Origin of the sequence: Micromonospora sp. NPDC048986, assembly GCF_040649335.1 — a bacterium.
GTDB classification, from domain to species: Bacteria; Actinomycetota; Actinomycetes; order Mycobacteriales; family Micromonosporaceae; genus Micromonospora; species Micromonospora alfalfae.
In genome coordinates this window covers 156,432-179,761 of sequence record NZ_JBEZFJ010000016.1, presented here as the reverse complement: position 1 = coordinate 179,761, position 23,330 = coordinate 156,432, and the positions used below count along the sequence as shown (strand labels likewise).

22 protein-coding genes are annotated in these 23,330 nt (G+C 72.5%); 10 read left to right on the top strand and 12 right to left on the bottom strand.

The window, feature by feature from the left end:
• Positions 1-439: 439 nt before the first annotated feature.
• Together AB0B94_RS28330 and AB0B94_RS28325 are read right to left on the bottom strand one after the other, a co-directional pair.
• Positions 440-1,651, bottom strand: coding sequence for an acyl-CoA dehydrogenase family protein (locus AB0B94_RS28330; protein WP_357287120.1), 1,212 nt, complete (start codon positions 1,649-1,651; stop codon positions 440-442).
• Positions 1,651-2,730 carry a phosphotransferase family protein gene (locus tag AB0B94_RS28325; RefSeq protein WP_357287117.1) on the bottom strand — a complete coding sequence of 360 codons (1,080 nt, stop codon included), beginning with the start codon at positions 2,728-2,730 and terminating at the stop codon, positions 1,651-1,653. The genes AB0B94_RS28330 and AB0B94_RS28325 overlap by 1 nt, the downstream gene beginning before the upstream one ends.
• A 204-nt stretch (positions 2,731-2,934) precedes the next feature.
• Between AB0B94_RS28325 and AB0B94_RS28320 the strand changes: the two genes are divergently transcribed.
• From AB0B94_RS28320 to AB0B94_RS28310, 3 genes are all read left to right on the top strand, one after another.
• Positions 2,935-4,656, top strand: coding sequence for a thiamine pyrophosphate-binding protein (locus AB0B94_RS28320; protein ID WP_357287114.1), 1,722 nt, complete (start codon positions 2,935-2,937; stop codon positions 4,654-4,656).
• A 161-nt stretch (positions 4,657-4,817) separates the two neighbouring features.
• Positions 4,818-5,519 carry an amino acid-binding protein gene (locus AB0B94_RS28315; RefSeq protein WP_357287110.1) on the top strand — a complete coding sequence of 234 codons (702 nt, stop codon included), beginning with the start codon at positions 4,818-4,820 and terminating at the stop codon, positions 5,517-5,519.
• 89 nt (positions 5,520-5,608) lie between these two features.
• Positions 5,609-6,673, top strand: a complete 1,065-nt coding sequence (locus AB0B94_RS28310; protein WP_357287107.1) for a GNAT family N-acetyltransferase — start codon at positions 5,609-5,611, stop codon at positions 6,671-6,673.
• Between the two features lie 8 nt (positions 6,674-6,681).
• On the opposite strand, the gene AB0B94_RS28305 is transcribed toward AB0B94_RS28310, so the two are convergent.
• Positions 6,682-7,080, bottom strand: coding sequence for a VOC family protein (locus tag AB0B94_RS28305; protein WP_357287103.1), 399 nt, complete (start codon positions 7,078-7,080; stop codon positions 6,682-6,684).
• A 75-nt stretch (positions 7,081-7,155) separates the two neighbouring features.
• Positions 7,156-8,721, bottom strand: coding sequence for an aldehyde dehydrogenase family protein (locus AB0B94_RS28300; RefSeq protein ID WP_357287099.1), 1,566 nt, complete (start codon positions 8,719-8,721; stop codon positions 7,156-7,158).
• A gap of 434 nt (positions 8,722-9,155) precedes the next feature.
• Here AB0B94_RS28300 and AB0B94_RS28295 point away from each other — a divergent pair, with 434 nt between their 5' ends.
• Both AB0B94_RS28295 and AB0B94_RS28290 read left to right on the top strand, forming a co-directional pair.
• Positions 9,156-12,059 (top strand): glycoside hydrolase family 9 protein, encoded by a 2,904-nt coding sequence (locus AB0B94_RS28295; RefSeq protein WP_357287095.1) that lies wholly within the window; start codon positions 9,156-9,158, stop codon positions 12,057-12,059.
• Positions 12,060-12,206: 147 nt separating this feature from the next.
• Positions 12,207-12,572 carry a hypothetical protein gene (locus AB0B94_RS28290; protein ID WP_357287091.1) on the top strand — a complete coding sequence of 122 codons (366 nt, stop codon included), beginning with the start codon at positions 12,207-12,209 and terminating at the stop codon, positions 12,570-12,572.
• Positions 12,573-12,602: 30 nt separating this feature from the next.
• On the opposite strand, the gene AB0B94_RS28285 is transcribed toward AB0B94_RS28290, so the two are convergent.
• Positions 12,603-12,773, bottom strand: a complete 171-nt coding sequence (locus AB0B94_RS28285) for a hypothetical protein (RefSeq protein ID WP_357287087.1) — start codon at positions 12,771-12,773, stop codon at positions 12,603-12,605.
• Between the two features lie 9 nt (positions 12,774-12,782).
• On the opposite strand from AB0B94_RS28285, the gene AB0B94_RS28280 reads away from it, so the two are divergent.
• Positions 12,783-13,310: a DUF488 domain-containing protein gene (locus AB0B94_RS28280; RefSeq protein ID WP_357287084.1), complete on the top strand. Its 528-nt coding sequence runs from the start codon at positions 12,783-12,785 to the stop codon at positions 13,308-13,310.
• Position 13,311: 1 nt separating this feature from the next.
• On the opposite strand, the gene AB0B94_RS28275 is transcribed toward AB0B94_RS28280, so the two are convergent.
• Genes AB0B94_RS28275 through bioB form a run of 3 tightly spaced genes read right to left on the bottom strand, consistent with a single transcriptional unit; the run spans position 13,312 to position 15,015 of the window.
• Positions 13,312-13,818, bottom strand: a complete 507-nt coding sequence (locus tag AB0B94_RS28275) for a GNAT family protein (RefSeq protein WP_357287081.1) — start codon at positions 13,816-13,818, stop codon at positions 13,312-13,314.
• Positions 13,819-13,822: 4 nt separating this feature from the next.
• The gene (locus tag AB0B94_RS28270; RefSeq protein WP_357287078.1) at positions 13,823-14,014 is read right to left on the bottom strand and encodes a hypothetical protein; all 192 of its coding nucleotides are present in this window, start codon (positions 14,012-14,014) and stop codon (positions 13,823-13,825) included.
• A 5-nt stretch (positions 14,015-14,019) separates the two neighbouring features.
• Positions 14,020-15,015, bottom strand: coding sequence for a biotin synthase BioB (gene bioB / locus AB0B94_RS28265; RefSeq protein ID WP_357287075.1), 996 nt, complete (start codon positions 15,013-15,015; stop codon positions 14,020-14,022).
• 204 nt (positions 15,016-15,219) lie between these two features.
• Between bioB and AB0B94_RS28260 the strand changes: the two genes are divergently transcribed.
• From AB0B94_RS28260 to AB0B94_RS28245, 4 genes are all read left to right on the top strand, one after another.
• The gene (locus tag AB0B94_RS28260) at positions 15,220-16,356 is read left to right on the top strand and encodes an 8-amino-7-oxononanoate synthase (protein WP_357287072.1); all 1,137 of its coding nucleotides are present in this window, start codon (positions 15,220-15,222) and stop codon (positions 16,354-16,356) included.
• Between the two features lie 76 nt (positions 16,357-16,432).
• Entirely contained in the window at positions 16,433-17,137 is a 705-nt protein-coding gene (gene bioD, locus AB0B94_RS28255; RefSeq protein ID WP_238678930.1) for a dethiobiotin synthase, read from the top strand.
• Between the two features lie 54 nt (positions 17,138-17,191).
• Complete coding sequence (locus AB0B94_RS28250) at positions 17,192-18,763, top strand: histidine kinase (protein ID WP_357287067.1); 1,572 nt, start codon at positions 17,192-17,194, stop codon at positions 18,761-18,763.
• A complete protein-coding gene (locus tag AB0B94_RS28245) occupies positions 18,763-19,440 on the top strand; it encodes a response regulator transcription factor (RefSeq protein WP_357287063.1) in 678 nt (225 codons plus the stop codon). Before AB0B94_RS28250 ends, AB0B94_RS28245 begins: the two co-directional genes overlap by 1 nt.
• A 36-nt stretch (positions 19,441-19,476) precedes the next feature.
• Here the strand turns inward: AB0B94_RS28245 and AB0B94_RS28240 are convergent, their stop codons facing one another.
• From AB0B94_RS28240 to AB0B94_RS28225, 4 genes are all read right to left on the bottom strand, one after another.
• Complete coding sequence (locus AB0B94_RS28240; protein ID WP_357287059.1) at positions 19,477-20,247, bottom strand: ABC transporter permease subunit; 771 nt, start codon at positions 20,245-20,247, stop codon at positions 19,477-19,479.
• Positions 20,244-21,176: an ATP-binding cassette domain-containing protein gene (locus AB0B94_RS28235; RefSeq protein ID WP_357287056.1), complete on the bottom strand. Its 933-nt coding sequence runs from the start codon at positions 21,174-21,176 to the stop codon at positions 20,244-20,246. The genes AB0B94_RS28240 and AB0B94_RS28235 overlap by 4 nt, the downstream gene beginning before the upstream one ends.
• Before the next feature lie 89 nt (positions 21,177-21,265).
• Entirely contained in the window at positions 21,266-22,114 is an 849-nt protein-coding gene (locus AB0B94_RS28230; protein WP_357287053.1) for a polysaccharide deacetylase family protein, read from the bottom strand.
• 24 nt (positions 22,115-22,138) lie between these two features.
• Positions 22,139-23,329, bottom strand: coding sequence for a cytochrome P450 (locus AB0B94_RS28225; RefSeq protein WP_357287048.1), 1,191 nt, complete (start codon positions 23,327-23,329; stop codon positions 22,139-22,141).
• Position 23,330 lies beyond the last annotated feature (1 nt).

Sequence of the window (23,330 nt, the reverse complement as noted above, 5' to 3'; positions counted from 1 at the left end):
CGAGCAGCGCCGGGTCCACGAGGGCAGACGTGATCCGCACGGGCACAAGCATGACTGGTCGCCCCCCGCATCCGCCCCTGATCGTGGTTGGGCCCGCCCGCGCCGCGTCACCCCGCGCCCGCGTCACCCCGCGCCGCGTCACCCCGCGCCCGCGCATAGCGCAAGATCGCGCTCGATCCTGGATGTAGTGGTCATCGTGCCTGAGGAGGCCACTACATCCAGGAAGTTGCGCGATCTTGTGCGGCCTGCGGCCTGCGGCCTGCGGCGTGCGGCGTGCGGCGTGCGGCGTGCGGCCTGGGGCGTGCGGCCTGGGGCGTGCGGCCTGGGGCGTGCGGCCTGGGGCGTGCGGCGTGCGGCCTGCGGCGTGCGGCCTGGGGCGTGCGACGTGCGGCGTGCGGGGTGGGCGCGGGCGGCGGGGAAGTGGGGCGGCCAGGTGGGGTTACTGGGCCCAGCGGCGGAGTTCGCGCTTGGCCAGGGAGTTGCGGTGCACCTCGTCCGGACCGTCGGCCAGGCGCAGGGTGCGGGTCTGTGCCCACAGGGCGGCCAGTGGGGTGTCCTGGCTGACACCGGCGCCGCCGTAGGCCTGGATGGCCTTGTCGATCACCCACTCCGCCATCGCCGGCGTGCCGATCTTGATGGCCTGGATCTCGGTGTGCGCGCCCTTGTTGCCGACGGTGTCCATCAACCAGGCCGTCTTGAGTACCAACAGCCGGGCCTGCTCGATGCGGACCCGGGACTCGGCGATCCACTCCCGGAGCACTCCCTGCTCGGCCAGCGGCCGGCCGAACGCGATCCGTCCGAGCGCCCGCTTGCAGAGCAGCTCCAACGCCCGCTCAGCCATTCCGATCAATCGCATGCAGTGGTGGATCCGGCCCGGCCCCAGCCGGGCCTGGGCGATGGCGAAGCCGGTGCCCTCGGCGCCGATCAGGTTCTCCGCGGGCACCCGGACGTCTGTGAAGTCGATCTCGGCGTGCCCGCCGTGCGAACCGTCGGTGTAGCCGAAGACGGTCATGCCCCGGCGCACGTTCACCCCGGGGGTGTCCCGGGGGACCAGCACCATGCTCTGCTGGCGGTGCCGGTCGGCGGTGGGGTCGGTCTTGCCCATCACGATGAAGATCTCGCAGCGCGGGTCCATGGCCCCGGACGACCACCACTTTCGTCCGTTGATCACGTACTCGTCGCCGTCGCGGGTGATCCGGGTGGCGATGTTCGTGGCGTCGGAGGACGCCACATCCGGCTCGGTCATGCAGAACGCCGAGCGGATCTCACCCTCCAGCAGCGGCATCAGCCAACGCTTCTGCTGTGCCTGCGAACCGAACTCGGCCAGCAGCTCCATGTTGCCGGTGTCCGGTGCCGCGCAGTTGACCGCCTCCGGCGCGAGGTGCGGGCTGCGCCCGGTCAACTCGGCCAGGGGGGCGTACTGGAGGTTGGTCAGGCCGGCGCCGTAACGCGGGTCGGGCAGGAAGAGGTTCCACAGGCCGCGCTTGCGGGCCTCCGCCTTCAGCTCGGCCAACACCGGGGTACGCGACCACGGGTCCCCGGCGGCCACCTGCTCGGCGTGCACGGCCTCGGCCGGATAGACGTGCTCGGTCAGGAACCGGGTCAGCTCGGCGCGCAGCTCCTCGGTCCGGCTGTCGTATGAGAAGTCCATCACCGCTCCCTGGCGGCGGTCAGCCCGTGCGCGACCAGCGGTGCCACCATCTCGCCGATCCGGTCGAAGCCCTCGCCGAGCGTCTGCCCGAGCGTGTGGCGGTAGTGGATGCCCTCGCAGATGACAGCGAGCTTGAAACAGCCCAGCGCCACGTGCCAGTGCAGCGGCCCGACGTCGACATCGCTGCGGCCGGCGTACCTGTCGATCAGCTCGCTGCCGGTGGGGAAACCGGCGCGCGGGCCGAGCCCGTCGGCGACGGGGTTGCCGGCGGCGGTGTCGCTGCCGCCGAGCACGTCCCAGTACGTCAGCAGCAGCCCCAGGTCGGCGAGGGGGTCGCCGAGGGTGGCCATCTCCCAGTCGAGCACCGCGTGCACGGCGACCGGGTCGGCCGAGGCGAGGAGGTTGTCCAGCCGGTAGTCGCCGTGCACGATCCGGCCGGCGTTCGCGCCCTCCGGGGCGGTCGCGGCGAGCAGGTCACGCAGCTCGTCGATGCCGGGCAGCGGGCGGCTGCGGGAGCGGTCGAGCTGCCCGGCCCAGCGGCGGACCTGCCGGGCGAGGTAGCCCTCGGGACGACCGAAGTCAGCCAACCCGACGCTGGACGGGTCGACGCTGTGCAACGCGGCGAGCGTGTCCATCATCGCCATGGCCAGGGCCCGGCGGCGCTCGTCGCCCAGCGGGTCGGTCTGCGCGCGGGTGCGGAACACCTCGCCGGGCATCCGCTCCATCAGGTAGAAGGGCGCGCCGATCACCTCGGGGTCGGTGCAGAGCAGCAGCGCGTCCGGGACCGGCACCTCGGTCGGCGCCAGCGCCGAGATGACCCGGAACTCGCGTGCCATGTCGTGAGCGGTCGCCAGCACGTGCCCCAGCGGGGGACGGCGCAGCACCACCTCGCGGTCGCCGAGGCGCAGCAGGTAGGTGAGGTTGGACTTGCCGCCCGCTATCAGCTGGGCACGCAGCGGCCCGACGGCCAGCTCGGGTCGGTGCGTTGCCAGATGGTCGGCGAGTCGGTCGAGGTCCAGCCCCGCTGGGGAGGTCGGGACGGCCGCCGGCCGTGATGCATCGACGGCCGGATCACTCATCCGACTAGTTGATGGCAGCCCGTTCACGTTGTCAAGGTCAGATCCGTCGGATGCGTCGTCGGGAGGGCTTCGGCCGCTCGGACGTAGCGCGGACGCCGGTGGAGCCGGCATGACGGACAATCTCCACCATTCTAATAATTGACTGGATATCGTCTTGAGGGCGGATCGCGGCGGCGGTCTCCGGAGCGACGGGGGTCAATCGTGGTGGAGGCGAGCAGGGGTACGACAACTGTCGGCGAGCTGTTGCTCAGCCGGCTCCACGACCTCGGAGTGCGCCATGTCTTCGGGTTGCCGGGGGACTACAACATGGATTTCCTCGATCAGATCGAGGCGTTCGACGGGATCGAGTGGGTCGGTAGCTGCAACGAGCTCAACGCCGGCTACAGCGCCGACGGATACGCCCGCCTCGCGGGTGTGGCCGCGATCCTCACCACGTTCGGTCCCGGCGAGCTGTCGGCGGTCAACGCGCTGGCCGGGGCCATGGCGGAGTCGGTACCCATCGTCTCGATCGTCGGTGGTCCGACCGAAGAGATCATGCGGCAGCACACCTCCATGCACCACTCACTCGCCGACGGCGACTTCGACCACTGGATACGGGTGGCCCGCGAGGTGACTGTCGCCCAGACCTCGCTGACCGCGCAGAACGCTGCGGGGGAGGTCGACCGGGTGCTCACCGAGTGCTGGTCGCAGCAGCGCCCGGTCTACATCCGGATTCCCGGCGACGTGGCCCACGCCGAGGTCGCCGGCCCGGCGAAACGGTTCACCAGGCCCGAGCCGGTGGTGGCGCCCGGGCAGCTCGACGCCTTCGCCGCAGCAGCCCGGCGACTGCTCGCCGGTGCCGAGCGGCCGGCCATGCTGGTGGGAAACCTGCCGATCCGCTTCAACCTCGGCGCTGCCGTCACCGCCATGGCCGCCGACCGAAACTGGCCGGTCGCCGCGCAGTCGCTGGGACGAGGACTGCTCGACGAGTCCGACCCCCACTACGTGGGCATCTACAACGGCGGCGACAGCCCCGCTGAGGTTGCGGAGGTGGTGGAGGGCGCGGACGCCCTGGTCTGCGTGGGCACCACGTTCTTCGACTGGGACGGCCTGTTCACCGCCGACCTGAAGGTGGACCGGGTGATCAGCCTGCACCGGGACGCCGCCGTCGTCGCCGGCACCCGCTTCGCCCCGGTCGCGTTGCCGGCGGCGCTGCGATGCCTGCACGAGATCGCCCCGAACCGTACGACGGAATGGTCACGGGCGTCGCTGCTGGCGGGTGACCCGCCCGTACTCGACCCGTCGAACAACGAACCGATCCGGCAGGCGCGGCTCTGGCCGGCGATCCAGAGCATGTTGCGCGAGGGAGACATCTTCGTCCCGGAAACCGGCACCCCGTCCTTCGGCGCGGCGACGATGCGGCTGCCCGCCGGGGTCACCGTTGTGGAACCGCCCATCTGGGGCTCGATCGGCTACGCCACACCGGCCGCCTTCGGCGCCGCGGTGGCGGCACCGGATCGACGGACGGTGCTGATCACCGGCGACGGATCACTGCAACTGACCGTGCAGGAGATCAGCCGGATGCTCGCCACGAACCAACGCCCGATCGTCGTCGTCGTCAACAACGGCGGCTACACCGTCGAACGGGCAGTCGACGGACGGCACCAGCCGTACAACGACATCGACAACTGGCGGTACACGGAACTCCCCGCAGTGTTCGCCCGGGACAAGACCTTCACCGCCCACGTCGCCCGCACCGAAGGCGAGCTGGCCGCCATCCTGGCCGGCATCGACGGACCACCGGCCCAGCTGACCCTCATCGAGGTGGAGACCGACCGGCTGGACCTGCCCGCCGGAATGCCCCAGTGGGGTCGGGAGACGTCCGCGGCGGACTACCACGCACAGCTCGCCACCACACCGGTCCTGCCCCTGGGCGGGCTGCCCTGAGCGTCGGCCTCCCCTTCCTCACCTGCCGAAACCACTCGGTCACCGACCGGTAAGTTTCCGCTCGGGACATGGCCCTGCAACAGGGACGAAATGGTCAACGACCAGGCTGGGGTCAGCCTGCCGGCCGCTCCTTCGCCGGCCCGCCGAGCGGAGGGACAGACATGTTGCTGCGAGTTCGGGTCACCCTGCCTGACCGTCCGGGCACCCTGGGTCAGGTTGCCCGTACCTTGGGCGTCTCCGGGGCGGACATCGTCCAGGTGGTGGTCCTCGAACGGCTCGGCGGGCGCGCGGTGGACGACTTCACTGTCGTCTGGCCGGGCGCGGCGCGGGTGGAACGGCTGCTGGCCGGCCTCGCGGCGATACCGGGGGTGCGGGTGGACGGTGTGTGGCGGGCGATCGGCGCGCCCACCACCACCGGCCAGGACGCGGAACTGTTGGCCCAGGTCGCGGCCAACCCGGCGGACGGATTGGCCACCCTTGTCGACGCGGTCCCGGGGCTGCTGGCCGCCGACTGGGCCGTGGGCGCTGTGGTGCCCGTCGACTGGGCCTCGCGGAGCGGGGGCGGCGGAGCGACGGTGGGGCACGCGAGCTGGCGTGCTCCCGTACCCCCGCGGTTGCCGGAGGTGACCCCGCTGCGCGGGCGGTCGATGACCACGCCCGACGGTACTTACTACGCGATCGCGCCGTTCGGCCGGGCCGGCCTGGTGCTGGTGGTGGCCCGTGAGCGCAGCGAGACCCTCTCCGCCGCGGCGTTCCACAGCACCGAGGTGGATCGGCTCACCCAGCTCGTCCGCGCCTGCGCGGTGATCCTCGGTGACCGACTCGATCTCGTCGGCGCGCCGCCGGTGGTCGCCGGCCCCTGATCGGTCCGAGGAGTTCCCTTGCCGACACCGCCGGGCAACCGGGCGGCAACAGGCGGGGGTGAGGCTCTTACCGGGGAAGGGAGCCAACCATGACGTTGTGGCGGATCCGAGCGACGGTGGACGACCGACCGGGTTACCTGTCGGTGCTCACGGCGAGCCTCGCGCTGCGCGGGGTCAACATCCTCACCGTGCAGGTGCAGCCCACCGAGCAGGGCGCTGTGGACGACTTCCTGGTCGACGCGCCGGACGCGCTCGACGAGGCCGAGCTGATCGCCGCGGTCGAGCGGGGTCGGGGCCGGGACTGCTGGGTGGCGCGCAGCGAGGCGCGTGGTCTGGTCGACCAGCCCACCCGGGTGCTCGGGCTGGCCAACCGGCTGGTGCGTGACCCGGACGCGACGGGTGAGGCGTTACGGACCCTGCTCGCCGCCGACGTCGTGAGCTGGCGACCGGCGTCGGTCGGCGTCGAACGGGGGATCACCGGGGCCGGCATGCTGTTGGCGGACCCGGCGGGCGGTTCGTTCGCGCTGCGCCGGGCCGCGCCCGACTTCACCCCGGCGGAGTACGCGCGGGCGCAGGCCCTGGTCGAGCTGGCCGCCACAGTGGCGCGTCGGGCCGCCGAACAGGTCACGCTGGTGCTGCCAGACGGCGCGGAGGTGGCCGTCCGGCCGGCCAGCGCCCAGGATCTGTCCGGCGTGGTGGAGCTGCACGAGGCGTGCTCCCCGGGTAGCCGGCAGCGGCGTTACCTGGGCGGGGCGCCGCTGCCGCAGACGGCCCGCCTGCGTCGACTGCTGGAGCCGAGCCGAGGGTTGACGCTGATCGCCAGCACCAGCGGCCCCGACGGCGGTGCCGAGTCGGTGGTCGCCATGGCGAACCTGCTCGGTGAGGGCGACGAGGCCGAGGTGGCGCTGCTGGTGCGCGACGACTGGCAGCGGCGGGGGCTCGGGTCGGCGTTGCTGCGCCGGGTGGTCCAGCACGCCGACCGGTTCGGATACGCGGCACTGGTGCTGCACGTGCAGGCCACCAACGACCCGATGCTGCGTACGCTGCACCGACTGGGCCGGCCGACGGTGGTGGAGCGCGACGGCGCTCTGCTCACCCTCACCGTCCCGCTCGCTGTCGCCTCCTCGGCGGACCGCAGCGGCGCGTTCGCCTAGGGCCCTGCTCAGGTCCGGGACGGTTCGCGGCGGCCCGAGACGCAGAACCGGTTGCCCTCCGGGTCGGCGAGCACCACGTACGGTGGCTCGCTCGGGTGTGGGTCGGTGGGATAGTGCCGCCAGTCGACGATCCGAGCGCCGAGGGCGAGCAGCCGGTCGAGTTCCTCGTCGAGGGGTCGGTCGCCGGCGTCCAGATCGAGGTGGAGCCGGGGGAACTCCGGCACGGGGCTCTCGCTGAGGTCCATCGCGAGGGCCGCGCCCGACGTCCCCGGCGGCGGCTCCAGCACGATCCACTCGTCGCCGGTGAATCGGGGCTCGCGGCGACGGTAGCCGAGGGCCGCGGCCCAGAACGTTCCTGCCCGCTCGGCGTCGGACACGCCCAGGGAGAGCTGCGCGATCAGTGCCATCTCCCGACGGTACGCGCCGACCGGGGCCCCTCGTGCGCGGTGACCGTCCACAAGGGGCTTTTCCGGTTGCGGTGCTCAGGTGGTGGGGTAGCTGTTGTAGTCGGGGAAGTTGCCGTAGAGCCGGCTGTCTCCGCCGACGGTGACGGCCTGCACCAGCAGGTCGCCGCCGACGAACGCGCCCTTCCAGGAGGCGCCCCGGCCGCCGAACGGTTCGTCCCGGTCACCGCGTGAGCGCGGTTTGTTGATGCCCACCTTGAACGCCTGAAGGTCGACGGCGAGCTTGCCGGCCTCGTCGGTGTCGTCGCAGGCCAGCGAGGCCACCAGCGCGCCGTTGGAGGCGTTCATGGCGGCCAGCAGCTCGTCGGTGGTGTCCACCACGACGATCGTGTCGACCGGACCGAACGGCTCGGCGTGCATCAGTCGGGACCGTCCGGGCGGGGCGAGCAGCACCGACGGCGCAACGTACGCCGAGGTGTCCTGCCCGGAGAGGAACGGCGCGCCGGTGAGCTTGCCCCGGTGCAGCGGGATCGCGCCGCCGCGGACCGCCTCGTCGACGGTGCGGCGTAGCTCGTCGGCCTTGGCGGCGCTGATCAGCGGCCCGAAGTCCAGCTCGGGCAGCGGGTCACCGGCGGCCCAGTCGTCGCCGACGGCGAGCGGGTGGCCGAAGCGGACCGAGCGGACGACCGGCAGGTACATGTCGAGGAACTCGTCGACCAGGTCGCGCTGCACCACGAAGCGGGGGTACGCGGTGCAGCGTTGCTTGCCGTACTCGAATCCCTTTCTGAGGTGAGTGGCGAGCAGGTCCCACTGGGAGAAGTTCCAGATGCCCCAGGCGTTGAGACCCTCCTGTTCGATGAAGTGCCGCTTGTCGCTGTCGAGCAGCGCGGCGGCCACCTTGCCGCCGTTGGACCGGCCGCCGACGAAAGCCACGGCGCCGATCTCGGGTGCCCGGACCAGCACTTCGGACAGTTCCCCGCCGCTGCCGGAGACGAGCGTGGCGGGCAGCCCGGCCCGGCGCATCAGCGCGTGCGCGACGGTCAGGCACACCGCGCCGCCCTGGGACGGGGTCTTGGCGATGACCGCGTTGCCGGCCAGCAGCTGCACCAGTTCGGCGTGCACCAGCACGCTCATCGGGTAGTTCCACGACGCGATGTTGCTGACCGGGCCGGGCAGCGGTTCGCGGCCGTCGGCGAGCATCCGGTCGATCTCGCCGGCGTACCAGCGGACGCCGTCGAGCGCCCGGTCCACGTCGGCGCAGGCCAGCCGCCACGGCTTGCCGATCTCCCAGACCAGCAGCAGGGCGAGCAGGTCGCGGTGGGCGGTGAGCGAGTCCAGGGCCTCGGCGACCCGGGCCTTGCGGTCGGCCAGCGGGGTCCGGGCCCAGGCCCGGTGCGCGGCGGCGGCGTGGGTCACCGCGTCACGTGCGGTGCTCGCGTCGACCCGGGGCAGGTTGATGAGGACTGTGTTGTCCACCGGGGTGCGGACCGGGGCGGGCTGGCCGACCGCGCGCCATCCGCCCTCGACCAGGTTGTGCAGTGTGGTGACGCCGTCGACCTCGGCGCCGAACGCCTCCGGGGCGGCGGCCACCGCGCGGGCCAGGATGTCGGTCCAGGCGGTGCCGTCGGCGAGTCGTAGTGCCATCGCTTCTCCTCAGGGTTGACCAGGGAGCGGCGGCGTCGACGGCACCGCTGGTGAGCGGTACTGTCTCGCGCTTGGTGACGGGTCAGCAACAGTACGTTTGTCTGGCTGGCCGGCGAAGCGCTCGAACGGCGCGAAAAGCGTCGCGACGGCTTCCGTCGTGAGCTGCGCAAACTCGATTCACGGATCGAAGCATTTCGATGGTGTGAGATGGTCCGCAATGGTTACTCACGAGTACGGCAGTGGTGCCGCGCGCATCGGCCCCGGTTGCCAGGCTTCCCAACCAGCGACCCGCCCATTACATTGTCGGTTATCCATGGGAGCGCTTCCATGACCCCATTGTCACACCGCCACCCCGCTGTCGCCGGTGGCCGTGCCGCCCGTACGCCGTCCCGCGTCGGTGCGACCGCCGGCGGCGCCTCCGACAGGAGTCCGCCATGCGCCACCTGACCCGGCCGTTCAGCGGCCAGCCCGGCCGGTCGCCGGCCGCCGACCAGCCCTGGCCGCGGCGGCTGCTGACCCTCGGCGTCGCGCTGCTCACCGGCGCGTCCCTCGCGGTGACCGCCCCACCGTCCGAGCCCGCCTCCGCCGCGCCGGCCGCGACCTACAACTACGCCGAGGCGTTGCAGAAGTCGCTGCTCTTCTACGAGGCGCAGCAGTCCGGCCGACTGCCCGACTGGAACCGGGTCTCCTGGCGCGGCGACAGCGCGCTCACCGACGGCGCCAGCGCGGGCGTGGATCTCACCGGCGGTTGGTACGACGCCGGCGACCACGTCAAGTTCGGTTTCCCGATGGCGTTCAGCGCCACCATGCTCGCCTGGGGCGCTGTCGAGTACCGCAGCGGCTACACCGCCTCCGGGCAACTGCCGCACCTGCTCAACAACCTGCGCTTCGTCAACGACTACTTCATCAAGGCGCACCCGTCGGCGAACGTGCTCTACGGACAGGTGGGCAAGGGCGACGACGACCACAAGTGGTGGGGTCCGGCCGAGGTCATGCCGATGGCGCGGCCCGCGTACAAGATCGATGCGAGCTGTGGCGGCGCGGACCTGGCGGGGGAGACGGCGGCCGCGATGGCCGCCTCCTCGATGGTGTTCCGGCCCACCGACGCGGCCTACGCGGACAAGCTGCTCGGGCACGCCCGGCAGCTCTACACCTTCGCCGACACGGTGCGGAAGGCCTACCACGAGTGCATCACCGACGCCACCAGCTTCTACCGCTCGTGGAGCGGCTGGCAGGACGAGCTGGTCTGGGCCGCGATCTGGCTGCACCGGGCCACCGGCGAGGCCAGCTACCTGACCAAGGCCGAGAGTGAGTACGACAAGCTCGGCACCGAGAACCAGTCCACCACCCGTTCCTACAAGTGGACCATCGCCTGGGACAACAAGCAGTTCGGCGCGTACGTGCTGCTGGCCAACCTGACCGGCAAGCAGAAGTACGTCGACGACGCCAACAGGTGGCTGGACTACTGGACCGTCGGGGTGAACGGGCAGCGGGTGCCGTACTCGCCGGGCGGGATGGCGGTGCTCGACTCCTGGGGCGCGCTGCGCTACGCCGCGAACACCTCCTTCGCCGCGCTGGTCTACAGCGACAAGACCACCGACACCACCCGCAAGGCGCGCTACCACGACTTCGCCGTCCGGCAGATCAACTACGCGCTCGGCGACAACCCCCGTAACTCCAGCTACGTCATCGGGTTCGGCGCCAACTCGCCGAAGAACCCGCACCACCGCACCGCGCACGGCTCCTGGTGGGACAGCCAGACCGTGCCGGTGGAGACCCGGCACACCCTCTACGGCGCGCTGGTCGGCGGCCCGTCCTCGGCCAACGACGCGTACAGCGACAGCCGCTCGGACTACGTGATGAACGAGGTGGCCACTGACTACAACGCCGGCTTCACGTCCGCGCTGGTCCGGCTGACCTCCGAGTACGGCGGCACGCCGCTGGCGAACTTCCCGGTCGCCGAGACGCCGGACATCGACGAGCTGACGGTGGAGACCACTGTGACGCAGGCCGAACCTCGGGCCACCGGGCTCAAGGTGATGGTCTACAACAAGTCCGCGTTCCCAGCCCGCGCGCTGACCGACGGCCGGTTCCGGTACTACTTCCGGCCCGACGGCACCGGCCCGGTGCAGGTCACCGCCGGCTACACCCAGGGCTGCCCGTCCCCGACCACAGCCAAGCAGTTCAGCGGTGACATCTGGTACGTCGAGGTGGACTGCGCCGGGTACACCATCGCCCCGGCGGGTCAGTCACAGCACCGGATGGAGGTCCAGTTCAAGGTCGGCGTGCCGGAGGGCGGCACCTGGGACCCGACGAACGACCCGTCGTACCAGGCCACCGCCGGGCCCAACCGGAAGGTGCCGCTCTACTCCGGCGCCACCCGGGTGTGGGGCGAGGAGCCGGGCCCGGTCGTGCCGGACACCACCAAGCCGACCGTCCCCGGCACCCCGGTGGCGTCCAACCTCGGCCCCCGCACCGTCACCCTGACCTGGGCGCCGTCCACCGACAGCGGCGGCAGCGGCCTCGCCGGGTACGACGTCCGCGAGTTCATGGTCGGTAACGACGTGGTGGCGACCCGACGGGTCACCGAGAACTCGATCACCATCACCACGCTGCTGCCGGAGCGGACGTTCGAGTACACCATCGTGGCGCGCGACGGCGCTGGCAACGAGTCGGCCGCCTCACCGAAGCTCAGCGTGACAACGCCACCGGCCGGCACCGTCGACACCACAGCACCGAGCACCCCCGGCACGCCGGTCGCCTCGGCCGTCACCGCCACCGGGCTCACCCTGGCCTGGACCCCGTCGACCGACAACGTGGGCGTCACCGGCTACCGGGTCTACCGCGAGGCCGGCGCCACCGACGCGCTGGTCGGCTCGCCGACCGGCACCACCCAGGCGGTGTCCGGGCTGACCGCCTCGACCGCGTACCAGTTCTACGTGGTGGCAGTGGACGCGGCGGGCAACACCTCCGCGGCGTCCACACCGGTCGCGGTGACCACCGCAGCCCCGCCGGTCGGCGGCACCTGCACCGTGGGGTACGCCACCACCGACTGGGGCGGCGGCTTCACCGCCAACGTGTCGATCACCAACACCGGCACCACAGCGATCAACGGTTGGACCCTGCGGTTCAGCTTCCCCGCTGGGCAGAGCGTCAGTCAGGGCTGGTCGGCGACGATCAGCCAGAGCGGCGCGGCGGTCACCGCCACGAACCTGTCCTACAACGGCACGATCGCGGCGGGCGCGTCGGTGAGCTTCGGCTTCAACGGCACGTACGGCGGCGCCAACCCGAAACCGACGGCCTTCACCGTCAACAACACCCAGTGCACCATCGCCTGACCGGCACCGCGACGAGATCTTGGACAGTTACCGTTCCGCGCGGACGGTAACTGTCCAAGATCTGCACCCCGGGTACGCCGAGCGTCGTACCCGGGATGACGTCGCCGGGCGGACGCGGCCCGGATCGTGTCGGGCCACTGTGATGCCATGACTGTTACCGCACGCACATACACCGTCGTGGGCCTCGTCGTCGGCGCGGCCGGCATCGCCGTGTTGTGGGCCGCCGGCGTCGAGTTCCCCGTCGCCGTACCGCCCGGGATGATCATCCTGCTGACGGGCGCCCTCTTTGTCGCGTTCGCCCCGTGGCGCTGGTCGCCCGCCGTAGGTGCGCTGCTGGGCCTGTTCGTGGCTGTCGGGTTCGCGATCAGCCCCACCGGCGTGGACAACCTGCTCGGGCGGCACGGCGCCGATGTGGCTACCGGACAGGCGATCCAACTGGTCGGGGTGCTGACCGCAGTGGTCGCCGGCGGGCTCGCCACCAACGCCACCCGGCGGATGCCGCAACGTCGCTGACCCCGGGCGATCGGCGTCGCCGGCTCGGCGTCAGCCGGTGAGGTCGTCGGCGAGCAGGTCCAGCAACAGACCGTCGCGCCAGCGGCCGTCCGCGCCGCGCTCGTAGCGGCGCGGCACTCCCACCGGGCGAAACCAACAGTGGCGTACGCCCGGATGGCGGCGGCGTACCTCAGGGGGATAGGTCGGCGGGATTTCGGGCAAGCCACGAGCGTGCGGGAGTTGCTGACCGTCGGACACGGCGCTGCCGATCGAAGCCGGCTCGGAGAGTTGCTGACCGGGGCCGGGATCGCCCAGGTGGTGGACGTGCGGCGATACCCGGCCAGCCGCACCAACCCGGACGTCCGCCGCGAGGAGCTCGAACGGTGGCTGCCCGAGTGCGGCGTCGACTACCGCTGGGAGCCGCGACTGGGCGGACGACGGCACGTCCCCGCCGGGGAACCGGAGCCGGACACCTGGTGGACGGTCGCGGCGTTCCGGGCGTACGCCGCCCACACGCGGACGGCCGAGTTCGACGACGCGCTCGCCGAGGTGCTCGCCGGGGCGGATCGTCGGACCACCGCGGTCATGTGCAGCGAGAGCGTGTGGTGGCGCTGCCACCGGCGGTTGATCGCCGACGTCGCGACGCTGGGCAGCGGAGTCCCAGTGGCGCACCTGATGCCGGCCGGCCGCCTCAGCCCGCACCGGCCGGCCGAGGGCGCCCGCCGACTGCCCGACGGCCACCTGCTGTGGGACGGCTGAGTCACTCCACCAGGTCGTCGGCGAGCAGATCCATCAACAGGCCGTCGTGCCAGCGGCCGTCCGCGCCGCGCTCGTAACGGCGCAGCACCCCCACCGGGCGAAAACCAACCTTCGCGTACGCCCGGATGGCGGCGCTGTTCGCCGCGGCCGGGTCGATGGTGAAGCGGTGGTGGCCGTACTCGTCGATCAGGTGTCGGGCCAGGGTGCGGATGGCGTCACCGCCGAGGCCGGCGCCGCGCTCCGCCGGGTCGAGGAAGACGTCCAGGCTGGCGTGCCGGTAGTCCGGGTCCGCCTCGGCGTACCACTGGATCGCGCCGATCACCCGGCCGTCGTGCTCGATCGCGTACACGTGCAGGTCGTCGTCGGCGAGGTCGGCGCGCACGGAGTCGCGCAGGTCGTCGCCGCCCCGCCACCACCGGCGTACCTCAGGGTCGGCCCGGATCGCGGCGAGGGCCGGCACGTCCGCGACCGTCGCCGGTCGTAGTGTCACCACCCGCCCCCGCAGCACCGGCTCAGCCCCGAATCTCGCCGTGCTCGACGCAGACCGCCGACCACCCCACCGGCAGCACCTGCACCTTCATCCGGCGACGGCAGCGGGGGCAGAACCGGGGTGGCTCCAACTGGCGGGCCGACGCGCAGGCGGGGTGGGCGGTGGCCGCCGCCGACTCACCGCACCTGTCGCACCACTGTTGCGTAGTCGTCATTGTCGTCACAGCGTGGCGGAGAGCGCCTTGACCGGCATCTTCAACTCGTTCAGCAGCTCCAGGTCGGCCGTTGCCGGTCGACCCAACGTGGTCAGGTAGTTGCCGACGATCACCGCGTTGATGCCGCCGAGCAGACCGTCACGGGTGCCGAGGTCGCCGAGGGTGATCTCACGACCACCGGCGTACCGCAGGATGGTGCGCGGCATGGCCAGCCGGAACGCGGCGATGGCCCGCAGCGCGTCCTTGCCCTCCACGACCGGACGGTCACCGAGCGGGGTGCCGGGGCGCGGGTTGAGGAAGTTGAGCGGCACCTCGTGCGGGTTCAGCTCGGCGAGCTGCGCGGCGAACTCGGCCCGCTGCTCGACGGTCTCACCGAGGCCGAGGATGCCACCGCAGCACACCTCCATGCCGGAGTCGCGCACCATCCGCAGCGTCTCCCAGCGCTCCTCCCACGAGTGCGTGGTGACCACGTTGGGGAAGTACGACTTGCAGGTCTCCAGATTGTGGTTGTAGCGGTGCACACCCATGTCGACCAGGTCGTCGACCTGCTCCTTGGTGAGCATGCCCAGCGACGCGGCGACCTGGATGTCGACGGCCGCCTTGATGGCGGCGACGCCCTCGCGCATCTGCTTCATCAGCCGGGCGTCCGGACCGCGGACCGCAGCGACGATGCAGAACTCGGTCGCCCCGGTCGCGGCGGTCTGCTTCGCCGCCTCGACCAGCGACGGGATGTCCAGCCAGACCGAACGCACCGGCGAGGTGAACAGGCCCGACTGCGAGCAGAAGTGGCAGTCTTCCGGGCAGCCGCCGGTCTTGAGCGAGACGATTCCCTCGACCTCGACCTCCGGGCCGCACCAGCGCATCCGCACGTCGTGAGCGAGCTGGAGGGCGGCGGGCAGGTCTTCGTCGGGCAGGTTCAGCACGGCGAGGACGCCGGCCTGATCGAGGCCGACACCGTCACCCAGGACCTGGGTCCGGGCCTGGTCGAGGATCTCTGGCATGGCTCGTACCCTACTAGGCCTGTGCCAAAGCCCCGGGTCGGCCAGGGGCTTCGAAACAGGCCCTGGACCACCCGATCAGCCGGAATGCCCTGGCAGCTCGTGGACAGCTCGCACCGAGTGGAATCGTCGGGCCGGTGGCGGCGGGTGGTAATTTCGGCCGGCGGGTGTCGGGCTGACCGGCACGCACAGCGGGGGAGGGTGACGGTGGCGGACTGGCTGGCGGCGCTCGACCGCCGCGCGGAGCTGCGGGCGAAGGCCGGGCTCACCAGGCGACTGCATTCGCGTCCGGCCGACGACCGGATGACCGATCTGGCCGGCAACGACTACCTCGGCCTGGCCACCCACCCGGACGTCGTCGCCGCGGCCACGGCGGCCCTGTCGGCGTACGGGCTGGGGGCTACCGGGTCGCGACTGGTCCGGGGCTCCACCGACGCGCACCGGGCGCTGGAGGAGGACCTGGCCCGCTGGCTGGGCACCGACGGCGCCCTGGTCTTCTCCTCCGGCTACCTGGCCAACCTCGGCGCGTTGCGGGCGCTCGTCCAACCTCGGACGCTGCTCGTCTCCGACGCGCACAACCACGCGTCGCTGATCGACGGCTGCCGCATCTCCGGTGCGGAGACGGTGGTCACCCCGCACGCCGACGTCGATGCGGTAGCCGCCGCGCTCGCTGCCGCTCCCGGCCGCCCGGCGGTGGTGGTGACGGAGTCGGTCTTCTCGGTCGACGGTGATCTCGCCCCGCTGGCTCGGCTGCACGCCGTGGCCCGCCGTCACGGCGCGCTGCTGCTGGTCGACGACGCGCACGCGCTGGGGCTGACCGGCCCGGCCGGCGCGGGCGCGGTGGCGGCCACCGGGCTGGCCGGCGAGCCGGACGTGGTGGTCACCGCCACCCTGTCCAAGGCGCTCGGTGGCGCGGGTGGCGTTGTCGCCGGCCCGGCCGAGTTCGTCAGGCACCTGGTCGAGACCGGGCGCACGTTCATCTTCGACACGGCACTGCCGCCGGCGGTCGCCGCCGGTGTGCACGCCGCGCTGCGGCTCGCCCAGGTCGGCGACGACCTGCGCGCCGAACTCTCCGACCGGGTGGGACTGGCGGTCGGTCGACTGCGGTCGGCCGGGCTGACCGTCTCCGCCCCGGACGCGGCGGTGATCTCGGTGACGGCCCCGGGGCCGGAGGCGGCGACCGCGTGGGCGGCGGACTGCCGGGACCGGGGCGTCGCGGTGGGCTGTTTCCGGCCACCATCCACCCCGGACAGCCGCTCCCGCCTGCGCCTGACGGTGAGCGCGGGGGTGCCCCGGACGGCGTTCGAGCGGGCGCTGGACGTCATCGTGGACACCGCGCCGTGAGCGCGCGGAGCGAGTCGGGTCGGCGAGCCCCGCAGTCGCGAATCGAGACTGCCCCGTGACCGGGTGGGCGGGGTCGGTGCTGGTTACCGGGACGGACACCGAGGTCGGCAAGACGGTGGTGACAGCGGCGATCGCGGCCGCCGCGCAGGCCGCCGGGCTGCGGGTGGCGGTGGTCAAACCGGGTCAGACCGGTACGGCCGGCGGTGAGCCCGGCGACGTGGACGCGGTGAACCGGCTGGCTGCGCCGCTGACCGGCCGGACCCTTGCCAGCTACCCGGATCCGCTCGCCCCGTTGGCCGCCGCGCGGGTGGCCGACCTGCCGCCGCTGGAGTTGTACGCGGCGGTGGACGCCGTCCGCGCGGAGGCCGACAAGCACGACCTCGTGCTGATCGAGGGCGCGGGCGGGTTGCTGGTTCCGATGGGGCTGCGGCCGTCGGGGGAGCCGTGGACGATGGCCGACCTGGCGGTGTCGCTCGGCGCGCCCGCTGTGGTGGTCGCCCGCGCCGGGCTGGGCACCCTCAACCACACCGCGTTGACCCTGGAGGCGCTGGACCGGAGGGCGGTGCCGGCCGGTGTGGTGATCGGCGCCTGGCCGGCCCGGCCGGAGTTGGTGCACTGGACGAACCTCACCGATCTGGTGCCGAACCTGCTCGGCGCGCTGCCCGACGGCGCGGGCGCGATGGACCCGGGTGTGTTCCGGCGGTCCGCGCCGGGTTGGCTCACCCCGGCCCTGCACGGCGTGCTGGACGACTGGCGGGTCTGGGCCGAGGAGAGCGGCTGAACACCTGACTTTCGTCGGTGTCCGCGCAGGTCGGGCGTGGGTAGCCTGACCGCCGTGCGGATCCTCGACTACCCGCCGCCGGGTTGGCTGACCCGGCGGCGTCGCCTGCTGCTGGACGTGCTGCTCTGGGCGGTGGTGGCCGCCCCGGTCGGCTACGCCGAGGCCAGCCCGCCCTATACGCGGTACACGTTGCCGCTGCTGGTCGGCAAGCTGCTGCTGCTCGGTGTGGCGGTGGTGGCGAGTCGGCGTCAGCCGTTGGTCGCCCCGGTGCTGGCGGTGCTCGGGTCGTTGGTTGATGGCAACTTCGTGTTCGCCATTCCGGTCTTCAGCTATCTCGCCGGGCGGCGCAGCGTCACAGTGGGTCCGGCGATCATGGTCTTCGTGCTGATCACGGCCGGTGGCACGGCGCTCAACCTGGGGCTGCTCGGCGCTGGCGCGGCCACCTGGTTCCTGCTCGCCTCAGTGTTGCTCTTCGCCGCCGTGTTCCCCTGGTTGGTCGGCCGCTACCGCCGCCAGCAGCAGGAGTTGACCGACGCCGGTCGCCGGCACGTCGACGCGTTGACCCGCGAGCAGCGGGGTGAAGCCGAGCGGATCCGGCTGCGTGAGCGGGCCCGGATCGCCGGGGAGATGCACGACTCGCTCGGTCACGACCTGAGCCTGATCGCGTTGCGCGCCGCCGCCCTGGAGGTCGCCGCCGACCTGGACGACCGGCACCGGGCCGCGGCGGGGGAGTTGCGGGCCAGCGTCTCCGCCGCCACCGAGCGACTGCACGAGATCATCGGGGTGCTCCGCGAGGAGGCTGGCGCGTCGCTGCGTCCGAGCGGGGAGACAGTGGCCGACCTGGTCGACGGTGCCCGGGAGGCCGGAATGGCGGTACGGCTGGACGCCGCACCGGCAGTCGCGAACCTACCGGCGATGACCGGTCACGCGGCGCACCGGATCGTCCGGGAGGCGCTGACCAACGCGGCCCGGTACGCGCCCGGCGCCCCGGTCGACGTGCGCCTCACCCGCGACGGTGACCGGGTCGAGGTGACAGTCGTCAACGACGCTCCGCCGGCCGGACCGCTGCCCGCCCCACCGTCGCAGGGCAGTGGGCTGCTCGCTCTCGCCGAGCGGGTCCGCCTCGCCGGCGGGACGCTCGACGCCGGCCACCGGGCCGACGGCGGGTTCGCGCTACGGGCGGTGTTGCCGGCCACCGCGGCGTCACCGGAGACGATCGGGTCGGTGGCCGAGGGCGGGCCTGCGTCCTGGTCCGACGAGCGACAGGGGCCGGCGGAGCGGCCGGTGGACGCCGAGCGGCGGCTGCACGACGCCCGCCGGCGGGTTCGGCGCAGCCTGCTGGTGGCGCTCGTCGCCCCGGTCGGGTTCGCCCTGGTGCTCTCGTTCGTCTACTACCCGGTGGCGACCGCCGGGACGGTGCTGGACCGGGCCACCTTCGACCAGTTGCGTGTCGGCGCGGCCCGGTCGGAGCTGGTCGGGCTGCCCCGGCGGCAGTTGGAACGTCCAACGGCGGTCGACCTGGCCGGCTGCGAGTACTACACCGACGGTAACTTTCCCCTCGCCGCGCCGACCTGGCGGCTCTGTTTCACCGATGGCCGGCTGGTCAGCAAGGAGCGGATCGCCTAGTGGACACCGACGCGACGGGGACACCGCCGATCCGGGTGGTGCTGGCCGACGACGAGGCGATGATCCGGGCCGGCGTCCGGGCCATCCTCGCCAGCGACCCCGGCATCGAGGTGGTCGCCGAGGCCGGCGACGGGCACGCGGCGGTGGAACTGGTCCGGGCTCACCGACCCCGGGTGGCGCTGCTGGACATTCGGATGCCGCGGCTGGACGGGTTGGCCGCCGCCGCCGAGATCCGCCGGGTCGTGCCGGAGACCGCGACCATCATGCTGACCACGTTCGGCGAGGACGACCACGTGGCCCGGGCGCTCGGGCACGGTGCCAGCGGGTTCCTGCTCAAGGCCGGCGACCCGCGTGAGCTGATCGCCGGTGTGCACGCCGTCGCCGACGGTGGGGCGTACCTGTCGCCGAGGGTGGCCCGCCGGGTGATCGAGCTGGGGGCCGACCGGTTGGCCCGTCGACCCGCCGCCCGGGAGCGCGCGGCCGGGCTGACCGAGCGGGAACGGGAGGTGCTGGCCCTGGTCGGGGCGGGTCTCTCCAACGCCGAGATCGCTCGCCGGCTGCACCTCGTGGAGGGCACCGTGAAGAGCTACCTGACCAGCATCTTCACCCGGCTGGACGTACGCAACCGGGTGCAGGCGGCGATCCTCGCGTACGAGGCGGGTCTGGTCGACGGCTGAGCGGGGGCCGGACAGCCCCCGCCCAGCCGACATCCCCTACGCGTCGCGGCGGCGCAGTGCGGCCCGGCCCAGCAGCAGCGCGGCGGCGGCCCACCCGGCGAGCAGCAGCAGCCCGACCACCGGCGGGTACGGCTCGGTGTCGCCGGCCAGGAAGTGCCCGCCGGCCACGCCGGGGAACCCGTCCGCGATCCGGTTCAGCACGTCGATGTTCGGCTCCTGGAGCGACAGCGGCACGATCATCAGGGTGGCGAGGAGGACGGTGAGTGTGAGCACCGCACTGCGGAGCGCGGCGCCGAGGCCCAGCGCGAGCACGCCGATCAGCGCCAGGTAGGTCGCCACCGCCACGATGTCGCCGATCGTGTCGGCGGCCGGTGCGCGGCCCCATTCGCCGAGCACCGGCCGGGCCACCAGGGCGCCGACGCCGCCGAGCAGCAGACCGAGCGCGAAGGTGACCGCACCGGCGACCGCGGCCTTGGCCAGCAGCACACGACCGCGGGACGGGGTGCACTGCAGCGTCGTGCGGATGGTGCCGCTGGTGAACTCGGCGGTGATCGCGAGCAGGCCCAGCGCCAGCACCACGTACTGGGTCATCTCGACCGAGTCGATCAGCACGCTGCCGACGGTGACGATCCCCCTGTCGTCGGTCGGGTCGTCGTTGGTGTTGTCGTTGGCGGCGTAGATGGCCAGTTGACCGGCGCTGGCGGCCATCACCAGCAGCCCGGCCAGCGCCGTCCACCAGGTGCTCCGCACCGAGGAGAGCTTGGTCCACTCGGCGGCCACGGCGCCGTGACGGGTGCTGGTGCTCATCGCGCCCCACCTCCGGTCGGACCACCGGCGTACTCGACGCTGTCGGCGGTCAGCTCCATGAACGCCTGCTCCAGCGACGCGGCGTGCGCGCTCAGCTCGTGCAGTCGTACCCCCAGTTCGTGGGCCAGGTCGCCGACCTGGTCGGCGGTGGCGCCGGTGACGGTCAGCTCGTTCCGGTCGGCGGCCTCGACGCTCGCCCCGGCGGCCGTGAGGCGCGCGGCGAGCGCGGCCAGCCCGTCCGGGTGCGGGCTGCGGACCCGGACCGCGACAGTGCTGCGGGCGATCACCTCGCCGATCGGTTCGTCGGCGAGCAGCCGCCCCCGGCCGATCACCACGAGCTGGTCGGCGGTGAGCTGCATCTCGCTCATCAGGTGACTGGAGACGAAGATCGTCCGCCCCTCGTCGGCGAGCGAGCGCATCAACTGCCGCACCCAGCGCACCCCGTCCGGGTCGAGTCCGTTCACCGGCTCGTCGAACATCAGCACCGACGGGTCGCCGAGCAGCGCGCCGGCGATGCCGAGCCGTTGGCCCATGCCGAGCGAGAGCGTCCGCCCCGGCTTGCCGGCGGCCCGCCCGTCCAGCCCGACGGTGTCCAGCACCTCGTCGACCCGGCGGGTCGGGATGCCGTTGCTGTGCGCCATGGCCCGCAGGTGCGCCCGCCCGGACCGGGCCGGGTGGATGGCCCGGGCGTCGAGCAGCGCGCCCACCTCGTGCAGCGGCCGGCGCAACTCCCGGTACGCGCGCCCGCCCACCAGGGCCTGCCCGGCGGTGGGACGGTCCAGCCCGAGGATCATCCGCATGGTGGTGGACTTGCCGGCGCCGTTGGGGCCGAGAAAGCCGGTGACCCGGCCGGGCGCGATGTCGACTGTCAACGCGTCGACAGCGACTGTCGACCCGAACCGTTTCGTCAACCCACGTAATGTGATCATGCGCTGACGCTAGGCGGGCGGCCTGCCGCCGCACCGCGCCCGAACGGCACCACAGGCCCCTGACTTTCGTCAGGTGGGTGGCGGTCTGATCACCGTACGTACTGCTCCAGCAGTGCCGGGGTGAGCCCGGCCCGGTGGATCGCCTTCAACGCCGCGAGCAGGTCGTCCATCAGCGCCGGTCGGAAGTGCATCAGCAGCACGTCACCGGGTTGGACCACCTTCTCCGGTGTCTGGTAGCGCACCTTCCCCTCGTGGACGGTCTCGGTCCAGTGGAAGACCGCCTTCGCGCCGCAGTCGTGCGCGGCCTTCAGCGTGGTGCTGTCATGCTCGCCGAACGGTGGCCGGAACAGTGTGGGCCGCTTGCCGAACAGCCCTTCCAGCTTGTCGGCGGCGCCGCAGATCTCCTGCTTCTGGTAGTCGTACGACCGGCCGGCCAGCGAGTTGTGCCTGATGGTGTGGTTCTCCACGACCCCACCCACCGCCTCGATCTGCCGGAAGTAGTCGGTGTGCTCCGTCGCCGCCGGAGAGTTGAGGAACATCGTCACCGGGATGCGCGCCTCCCAGATGAAGTCGATCACCCCCGGCGGGCGGGCCAGCCCGCCGTCGTCGATGGTGATGAAGGCGACCTTCTGGTCGGTCGGCAGGCGGTGCCAGAACGCGGCCGAACCGGTGGTGGGCAGCGCCACCGGTTGCGGCTGTGGCGCCTCGGGGAACGTCGGCACCTGGGACACGTACCAGGCCAGGCTCTTGAACGCGGGTTGCGCTGTCGGCGACGGCGAGGCCGAGGGGGTCGGCACCGGCGCGGACGGAGTCGGCTCAAGCGCTGTGGCCTGCCGAGCGTGCGCCGAGTGGCTGGGACCGACTGTGCAGGCAGTCAACGCCAGCACTGCCAGAAGCGTTACGACGGCAGGGATCCGACGGGTGGGGATGGCTGACACGCCCGGAAACATACCGAGCGGATGTCAGGATCCGGTCAGCCCGGTGGCCTCGGGGAGACGGCGGACCACGAACGCGTCCGGCATCCGGAAGGTGAGATTGTCCGGGCACCAGGGCGGACGGAGCACCGTCACCCCGTCCAGCAGCGGCGCGGCCTCGGCCACCACCACTGCCGCCTCCATCCGGGCCAGCACGTCGCCGACGCAGCGGTGCGCGCCCGCCCCGAACGCCAGGTGTCGGCGTGATCCACGCTGGCCCGGACGGAACTCGTCGGGCGACTCCACCACCGCCGGGTCCCGACCGGCGCGGCCCAGCCACAGCACGAGGCTGCTGCCCGCCGGCACCCGCGTGCCGCCCAGCGTGCTCTGTGTCGTCGCCACCCGCCGCCAGGTGACGATCGGTGGTTCCAGCCGCAACCCCTCCTCCACCACGTCGGCCACCGCGACCTCGCCGCCGCGCAGGCCGGCCCGGACGGCGGGCTCGTTGGCCAACCGGTGCAGGAGCAGGGTGAGGAACTGTGAGGTGGTCTCCTGCCCGGCGACCAACAGGAAGAAGAGCGCGCCGACCACCACGTCCGGCGGGTGCCCGGCCGCGCGTAGCTCCCCGGCCAGACCGCCCCCGACGGCCGCGAAGTCACGCAGTACGCGATGGAACCGGCCTACCTCGGTGGCGAGCGCCACCTGCCGGTCGGGGTCCAGTGGTGCCCAGAACAGCTCCAGCGCGGCGCGGGCGAACTCCTTGACCGCGCCGACCGGCGCGTCCGGCAGCTCGACCAGCCGGGCCAGCACCAGCAGCGGCAGGTCGGCGGCGAGGTCCGCGTACAGGTCGACCGGCGCGCCGGCGTCGAGCGCGGCGTCGATCCGGGCGACCCGGTCCCGGACCAGCGTGGTGAGCCACTGCCGCTGCGCGGCGACCCGGGCGGGGTGCAGCGCCTGCGCGACTATCGCCCGGATCTGCGGGTGGCTGACGCCCGAGTTGTTCGCCAGGGTCGGCGGCAGCCGGAACCGGTGCCCGGCGAGCACCCGCAGCGCGGTCACCGGCATCGGCGTCACCGCGTCCAGCGCGTTGTCCGGCCGGTAGCTGACCGGGTCGGCGAGGACCTGACGGACCAGCGCGTGCCGGGTCACGACCAGGTGGGTGCCGCCGACGTGGTCCGGCACCCGGGCCACGTCCGGCCATGCGGGGTCGGCCACCTGCGCCCAGCTGCGGAACAGCACC

What these genes read in the sequence shown, in the direction of transcription:
- AB0B94_RS28300 (WP_357287099.1), bottom strand. Translation starts at nt 8,721, where the DNA reads ATGGCACTACGACTCGCCGACGGCACCGCCTGGACCGACATCCTGGCC.
- AB0B94_RS28295 (WP_357287095.1), top strand. Translation starts at nt 9,156, where the DNA reads ATGCGCCACCTGACCCGGCCGTTCAGCGGCCAGCCCGGCCGGTCGCCG.
- AB0B94_RS28270 (WP_357287078.1), bottom strand. Translation starts at nt 14,014, where the DNA reads ATGACGACTACGCAACAGTGGTGCGACAGGTGCGGTGAGTCGGCGGCG.
- AB0B94_RS28310 (WP_357287107.1), top strand. Translation starts at nt 5,609, where the DNA reads ATGACGTTGTGGCGGATCCGAGCGACGGTGGACGACCGACCGGGTTAC.
- AB0B94_RS28330 (WP_357287120.1), bottom strand. Translation starts at nt 1,651, where the DNA reads ATGGACTTCTCATACGACAGCCGGACCGAGGAGCTGCGCGCCGAGCTG.
- AB0B94_RS28325 (WP_357287117.1), bottom strand. Translation starts at nt 2,730, where the DNA reads ATGAGTGATCCGGCCGTCGATGCATCACGGCCGGCGGCCGTCCCGACC.
- AB0B94_RS28290 (WP_357287091.1), top strand. Translation starts at nt 12,207, where the DNA reads ATGACTGTTACCGCACGCACATACACCGTCGTGGGCCTCGTCGTCGGC.
- AB0B94_RS28305 (WP_357287103.1), bottom strand. Translation starts at nt 7,080, where the DNA reads ATGGCACTGATCGCGCAGCTCTCCCTGGGCGTGTCCGACGCCGAGCGG.
- AB0B94_RS28235 (WP_357287056.1), bottom strand. Translation starts at nt 21,176, where the DNA reads ATGATCACATTACGTGGGTTGACGAAACGGTTCGGGTCGACAGTCGCT.
- AB0B94_RS28240 (WP_357287059.1), bottom strand. Translation starts at nt 20,247, where the DNA reads ATGAGCACCAGCACCCGTCACGGCGCCGTGGCCGCCGAGTGGACCAAG.
- bioB (WP_357287075.1), bottom strand. Translation starts at nt 15,015, where the DNA reads ATGCCAGAGATCCTCGACCAGGCCCGGACCCAGGTCCTGGGTGACGGT.
- AB0B94_RS28315 (WP_357287110.1), top strand. Translation starts at nt 4,818, where the DNA reads ATGTTGCTGCGAGTTCGGGTCACCCTGCCTGACCGTCCGGGCACCCTG.